Annotated in this window: 4 protein-coding genes and 3 pseudogenes; 5 read left to right on the top strand and 2 right to left on the bottom strand. The window is 71.3% G+C overall.

Annotated elements, in window-relative coordinates; all coding sequences use genetic code 11:
* A pseudogene (locus tag FV229_RS24285) lies at positions 1 to 304 on the bottom strand (hypothetical protein); the annotation flags it as partial.
* 242 nt (positions 305 to 546) lie between these two features.
* Here FV229_RS24285 and FV229_RS24280 point away from each other — a divergent pair.
* Positions 547 to 1,146 carry a superoxide dismutase gene (locus FV229_RS24280; RefSeq protein ID WP_147754409.1) on the top strand — a complete coding sequence of 200 codons (600 nt, stop codon included), beginning with the start codon at positions 547 to 549 and terminating at the stop codon, positions 1,144 to 1,146.
* Between the two features lie 60 nt (positions 1,147 to 1,206).
* Here the strand turns inward: FV229_RS24280 and FV229_RS24275 are convergent, their stop codons facing one another.
* Complete coding sequence (locus FV229_RS24275; RefSeq protein ID WP_147754408.1) at positions 1,207 to 1,923, bottom strand: TetR/AcrR family transcriptional regulator; 717 nt, start codon at positions 1,921 to 1,923, stop codon at positions 1,207 to 1,209.
* Between the two features lie 168 nt (positions 1,924 to 2,091).
* Between FV229_RS24275 and FV229_RS24270 the strand changes: the two genes are divergently transcribed.
* From FV229_RS24270 to FV229_RS28510, 4 genes and pseudogenes are all read left to right on the top strand, one after another.
* Entirely contained in the window at positions 2,092 to 3,648 is a 1,557-nt protein-coding gene (locus tag FV229_RS24270; protein WP_147754407.1) for an NAD(P)/FAD-dependent oxidoreductase, read from the top strand.
* Positions 3,649 to 3,807: 159 nt separating this feature from the next.
* The gene (locus tag FV229_RS24265) at positions 3,808 to 4,641 is read left to right on the top strand and encodes an SDR family NAD(P)-dependent oxidoreductase (protein WP_147754406.1); all 834 of its coding nucleotides are present in this window, start codon (positions 3,808 to 3,810) and stop codon (positions 4,639 to 4,641) included.
* Positions 4,642 to 4,741: 100 nt separating this feature from the next.
* Positions 4,742 to 6,328 (top strand): annotated as a pseudogene (locus tag FV229_RS24260) (molybdopterin cofactor-binding domain-containing protein); the annotation flags it as partial.
* 53 nt (positions 6,329 to 6,381) lie between these two features.
* Positions 6,382 to 6,486, top strand: a pseudogene (locus FV229_RS28510) (lipid II flippase MurJ); the annotation flags it as partial.

The following is a 6,486-nucleotide window of genomic DNA, read 5'->3' as shown; positions in this document are numbered from 1 at the left end:
GGACGGGCGCCGCCGGAAACGGGTCGACGAGGGGCGCGGGCGCCGCCGGCGGCAGGCGCACCCCGTCCTGGATCGTGCCGACGGCGTCGACGATGCGGCGGGCGTCGAAGGCGTGGGCGACCCGGCGCAGGCCCATGGCCACCACCGCGAGCCCGGAGAGCACCGCCCCGGCCGAGGCGACGGTGGCGCCCGCGATCACCATGGAGAGGCCGCTCTCGAGGCGAACGAAGGGAAACCCCTGGATCACCGCGACGACGCCGCCGATCACCATGGCGGCACTCAGCGCGAACAGCGCAATGATCATTGAACTCTCGAAATCGGGGCTGGATACGCTAGACCCGTAGTAAGACCTTGTCGGCGTTTTGCAAAACGCAACCAAGCCCCGTCCGGCGGTCCAGCGTAGCGGTTTCCACGGACTTCGTGCCCGATCCGGCGTTGCCGCGGGAGGAAGGCCGACTTACCTACCGGGTCGTTGCCCCGTCGAGCGCGGTGCGCGGCCTCCGGTCGGACGCCCGCACCCCTGCGTTCGACAAGACGGAGAATCCCATGACCTTCACCCTGCCGGAACTGCCCTACGCCTACGACGCGCTGGCCCCTTACATGTCGAAGGAAACCCTCGAGTTCCACCACGACAAGCACCACAAGGCCTACGTCGACACCGGCAACAAGCTGCTCGAAGGCACCGGTCTCGAGGGCAAGAGCGTCGAGGAGATCGTCAAGGCGTCCTACGGCAACAACCAGCCGCTGTTCAACAACGCCGGCCAGCACTTCAACCACCTGCACTTCTGGCAGTGGATGAAGCCCAACGGCGGCGGCGCGATCCCGGGCACCCTCGCCAAGAAGATCGACGAGGACCTCGGCGGTGCGGAGAAGTTCAAGGCGGACTTCATCCAGGCAGGCATCGGCCAGTTCGGCTCGGGCTGGGCGTGGCTCGCGGTCAAGGACGGCAAGCTCGCGATCATGAAGACCCCGAACGGCGAGAACCCGCTGGTGCACGGCGCCAAGCCGATCCTCGGCTGCGACGTGTGGGAGCACTCCTACTACATCGACTACCGCAACCGTCGCCCCGACTACCTCAAGGCGTTCCTCGAGAACCTCGTGAACTGGGAGCACGTGGAGAAGATGTACGCCGAGGCGACCGCCTGAGGCGTCGCGACATCGCCCTCCCCCCGGGGGAGGGCGGCTTTCGTCGCGGCCGATGCGCGCTCAGCCCAGCTCCGCCGCGGCGAGCCCGGCCTCGGTCAGGTAGGGCCGGAACAGGCTCGCCACCTGGGCCGCACCCCAGTCCAGGTGCTCGCGCCGAACCTCGTCGAGGCCGCGGCGCGAACGCAGGTAGTCGATCCAGTAGGTCGAGACGATCCAGGCGTTGACGATCAGGTGCTCGGTCTCGGCGGTGCCTGCGCTGAGCAGCCCCGCCGCCTTCATGCCTGCCAGCGCCTGCCGGACGTGGTCCTGGCCGGCGTCACTCAGGCTCTTCAGCCGCGGCCGCAGGGACGGGGCGAGCCGGAAGATCGTGCCGCCGTCGCGGTAGAAGAAGCGCCACTCCCACATCAGCGTGAACCAGCCGGCGAGGTAGGGGGCGTAGCGCGCCCGACCGTCCGCCGTGGCGTGGGCGGTGGCCACCGCCTCCAGCCGGCGCTCGAAGTCGGAGAACAGCGCCTCCAGGATCTGCTCCTTGCGCTGGAAGTGATAGTACAGGTTGCCCTCGTTGATGCCGACTGCGGCGGCGATTTCGGCGGTGGTGACCGCGGCAGGCCCGCGCTCGTTGAACAGGTCGCGGCACGTCGCGAGGACGCGCGCGCGCGTGCCGGTCCGCTTCGGTGCGCCTTCGGCCGTTTCACCGGCCGGCGGCTTGGCGCGCGTGACGGGGCGAGCCGCGTCTCCCGGTTCCTGCGCTGCCTGATCCGACCTGCGACGCTTCATTCGACCTGCCTGCCACGGGCGGTGGGCCCGCCCACGGTCCCGCGCGGCCCGGCCGCGTTCGGCCCCGTCACCGGCACCAAGGGCGTTTTACGGCGCCCGCCCGTTGACGTCCATAAGGTGTTTACCTTAAATACAAGCACAGAGAGAAACCGCCGGAGCCGAGACGCCATGAACGACGCCGCCGACGATGCTGCGCCCACCAAAGCGGCTGCGCCTGCCAAGATCGGTTTTGCTGCGGCGGCCGGGCGTGAGGCCCGGCATGTCGACGTGCTGGTGGTGGGTGCCGGCCTCTCGGGCATCGTCATGGGGCACTACCTCCAGACCGAGTGCCCGCAGAAGACCTACGCGATCCTCGAGGCCCGCGACGCGATCGGCGGCACCTGGGACCTGTTCCGGTATCCCGGGCTGCGCTCGGATTCCGACCTCTACACCTTCGGCTTCAGCTTCCGCCCCTGGCGCAGCGACAAGGCGATCGCCGACGGCGCCTCGATCCTGGCCTACGTGCGCGAGACCGCGACGGCCGAGGGCATCGACCGACACATCCGCTTCGGCACCCGGGTCGTGCGGGCGGCCTGGGATTCGGCCGCCGCGTTGTGGACGCTGGACGCCGAGGTCGGCGCGGCGGCCGAGCCGGTGCGCTACACCTGCCGGATGCTGTCGGTGTGCGCCGGCTACTATGCGTACGATCACGGCTACAGCCCGGACTTCCCCGGCCGCGAGCGCTTCGCGGGGCCGGTGGTGCACCCGCAGGCCTGGCCCGAGGACCTGTCCTGGGCGGACAAGCGCGTGGTGGTGATCGGCTCGGGCGCGACCGCGGTGACGCTGGTGCCGGCGATGGCCGAGACCGCGCGGCACGTCACGATGCTGCAGCGATCGCCGACCTACGTCGTCGCCCTGCCGAGCCGGGACAAGATCGCCGATTGGCTGCGCCAAAAGCTGCCGGCCGGCCTCGCCCACCGGCTGACGCGGGCCAAGAACGTGGCGCTGGGGATTGTCTTCTACCAGTTCGCACGCAGGAAGCCGCAGGCGATGACCCAGCGCATCCTCGACGGCGTGCGCGCGCAGCTCGGTCCCGACTACGATGTCGGCAAGCATTTCACCCCGAGCTACAAGCCCTGGGACCAGCGCCTCTGCCTCGTGCCGGACGGCGACCTGTTCAAGGCGATCCGCTCCGGCGCCGCCTCGGTCGAGACCGACACGATCGCGAGCTTCACCGAGGACGGGCTCCGGCTCGCCTCCGGCAAGACGCTGCCGGCCGACATCGTCGTCACCGCCACGGGCCTGCAGATGAAGCTGCTCGGCGGCATGACGCTCACCGTCGACGGCCGTGCGGTCGAGCCGGAAGACACGTTCCTGTACAAGGGCATGATGCTGTCCGGCGTACCGAACTTCGCGGTGACGATCGGCTACACCAACGCCTCGTGGACCCTGAAGAGCGAGCTCACCGCGCGCTATCTTTGCCGGCTCATCAAGCACATGGACGCGAATGGGTTCACGCGCTGCGAACCTCTGGCGGATGTTGCTCGCCTCAACGCGACGCCGACCCTGCCGCTCACCTCCGGCTATGTCACCCGCGCCGCGCACCTGCTGCCGAAGCAGGCCGACACCAAGCCGTGGAAGCTGCACCAGAACTACATCCTCGACACCGCAGCCCTGAAGTTCGGCCGCCTCGACGACGGCACGATGCGGTTTTCGCGCAGCGAACTGGCCAAGCGCGCGGCGTAGGATTCTCACTTGGGCGGGATGGCGCCGACCGGCCCCCTCTCCCGTCCGGGAGAGGGGACCCGTGCGTCTTCGGTTTTCCGACATCGCAAGCGCCAAAGCGGATGACCGGGCGATCACGACACCGACGCCACGGCATCGAAACGAAGGGAAAGGCCCCCCATGCCGAACTGGAACCTCGAGAACCGCACGGCCGTCGTCACCGGGGCGGCGAGCGGCATCGGCCGGGCGTTGGCAGTGGGGCTCGCCGCCCGCGGTTGCAACCTGGCGCTGGCCGACCGCAACGTCGCCGGGCTGGAGGAGACCGAGCAGGTGATCGCGACGAACCGCGTCCGCATCAGCCGGCACGCGCTGGACGTCGCAGACCGCGAGGCCGTAGCCGCGCTGCCGGCAGCGGTTGAGGCGGCCCATGGCGGACTCGACCTGCTGGTCAACAACGCCGGCGTGGCGGTCGGCGGCACTTTCGACGACGTGACGGAAGCCGACTTCGAATGGCTGTTCGAGATCAACTTCTGGGGCGTGGTCCGCATGACCCGCGCCTTCCTGCCGCTGCTGCGCGCGCAGCCCGAGGCGCGGATCGTCAACCTGTCGAGCCTCTACGGGCTGATCGCGCCACCGGGCCAGACCGCCTACGCGGCGAGCAAGTTCGCAGTGCGCGGCTTCTCGCAAGCGCTTGCCCACGAGCTCGCCGGCAGCTCGGTCGGCGTCACGGTGGTGCATCCGGGCGGCGTCGCCACCTCGGTGGCCGACAGCGCGCGCCTGCCCGCGCACATGACTCCGGATGAGGCCGCCCGGGGCCGTGCCGCCGCCAACAGCCTGCTCAAGCTGCCGCCGGAACGGGCCGCCGCGATCATCCTGGCGGCGGTGGAGCGCCGGCAGGGCCGGGTGCTCGTCGGCACGGACGCGAAGCTGGTCGCGCTGATCGAGCGCCTCGTTCCGGTCTCGTACTGGAGCCTCATCCAGAAGCTGATCCCGCGAGGCCGCGCCGCGACCTGAGCGCGGATCGCCGCGGGCCCGCTCCCAAACCTTGCCGCGCGGAGGGCGAGGCACACCTCCCCTCGACCGGTCCCGGACCGAAGCGAAGTGGAGCGCGCCGATGGACCACCCGATCGCCGACCCGGCCAAAACCGGTGCCGAGGAAAGCCTGCTCGGACGGCCGCAGGTGCGGGTCGACGGCCCGGCCAAGGTGACGGGCCGGGCGCGGTTCTCCTCCGACGTCCCGCTGAAGGGGTGCGCGCACGCGGCGCTCGTCACCAGCACGATCGTGCGCGGGCGCATCCGCGGCTTCGACCTCTCCGCGGCCATGGCGACGCCCGGGTGCCTGCGCGTCTTCACCCATCGCGACCTCGCCGGCCGGATCGCGCCGGTGAAGCACCTGATGGCCGGCGGCTACGCCAACAGCGCGCACCTTCCCCTCGGCTCCGATGAGGTCGCCTATGCCGGCCAGATCGTTGCCCTCGTCGTGGCCGAGACGCAGGAGGCGGCGACGGCGGCCGCCGCCCGCGTCCGCGTCGCGTACGCGGAGGCGCCGTTCGCCGCCACCTTCGACGAGGCCGGCGCCGAGACCGTCCGGCTGGCCGACCTGAAGCCCGAGCACGCGGATCCGGGCCGCGGCGACGCCGACGCCGCCCTGGCGCGGGCAGAAGTGCGGATCGCCGCCCGCTACGAGACGCCCACGCAGCACCACAACCCGATGGAGCTGTTCACCACCGCCTGTTTCTGGGAGGGCCGGCGGCTCACCGTGCACGAGCCGTCCCGCTACGTCGGCGCGCTGCAGCACGGGCTCGCCGCGCAGCTCGGCCTCGCGCCAAAGGACGTCCGCGTCGTATCGGGGCCGATCGGCGGCCATTTCGGCTCGAAGCTCGCTCTGTCGCAGCACACGGCCCTGGTGGCGCTTGCCGCCCGCGACCTCGGCCGCCCGGTGTCCCTGGTGCCGACCCGGAGGCAGGGCTTCACCATCGCGAACCACCGCCCGGAGACCCGCCACGACATCCGCCTCGGCGCCGACCGCGGCGGCCGCCTCACCGCCCTGGTCCACGAGGCGACGATGACGACCTCGCGCTTCGACGCCTTCGCGATGGAGGGCACCGACGTGACCGCGAGCCTCTACGCCTGCCCCGACATCCGCACCGACGAGCGCGCCGTGCGGGTCGACCGCAACACGCCCGGCCCGATGCGGGCGCCCCCCGAGGTGCCCTACCTGTTCGCCCTGGAAAGCGCGGTCGACGAGATGGCCTGGACCCTCGGCCTCGATCCGATCGAGCTCCGGCGGCGCAACGACACCCCGACCGACCCGGTCTCGGGCAAGCCGTTCTCGTCGCGCCCGCTGATGGCCTGCTTCGATGCGGGGGCTGCCGCGTTCGGCTGGGCGCGCCGCGACCCGCGGCCCGGCGCGATGCGGGACGACCGTCTCCCGGACGGTCCGTGGCGGGTCGGCCTCGGCTGCGCCACCTCGGTGCGGCCGGTGAAGATGGCCGCCGCGACCATGCGCGTCGCGCTTGCCGCCGACGGCCGGGTCGCGGTCGAGACCGCCCACCACGAGATCGGCAACGGCATCACCACGCTGCTGGCGATGGCCGCCGCCGACGGGCTCGGCGTGCCGATCGCGGCCGTGACGGTACGGCTCGGCGACACGGCGCTGCCGCCGGCCGGCATTTCGGGCGGCTCCTCGACCACCACGAGCCTGCTCAACACCCTGGCGCTCGCCTGCGAGCAGCTCCGCGCGCGTCTGGCCGCCGCCTGCCGAACCATTTCCGCGCGATCTTCGGCGAGGGCGCCTTCAACACCGCCTTCGTGCCGGCCTATGCCGGGTTGTCGGAGGCCGGGGCGGACGGCGCGGCG

Origin of the sequence: Methylobacterium sp. WL120, from assembly GCF_008039465.1 — a bacterium.
GTDB lineage: Bacteria > Pseudomonadota > Alphaproteobacteria > Rhizobiales > Beijerinckiaceae > Methylobacterium > Methylobacterium cerastii.
The sequence above is the reverse complement of the archived record's forward strand: the minus strand, read 5'-3'. Positions and strand labels throughout refer to the sequence as shown.

Bases quoted from the DNA above. Each gene is read 5' to 3' on its own strand.
- FV229_RS24265 (WP_147754406.1), top strand. From the start codon at position 3,808: ATGCCGAACTGGAACCTCGAGAACCGCACGGCCGTCGTCACCGGGGCG.
- FV229_RS24275 (WP_147754408.1), bottom strand. From the start codon at position 1,923: ATGAAGCGTCGCAGGTCGGATCAGGCAGCGCAGGAACCGGGAGACGCG.
- FV229_RS24280 (WP_147754409.1), top strand. From the start codon at position 547: ATGACCTTCACCCTGCCGGAACTGCCCTACGCCTACGACGCGCTGGCC.
- FV229_RS24270 (WP_147754407.1), top strand. From the start codon at position 2,092: ATGAACGACGCCGCCGACGATGCTGCGCCCACCAAAGCGGCTGCGCCT.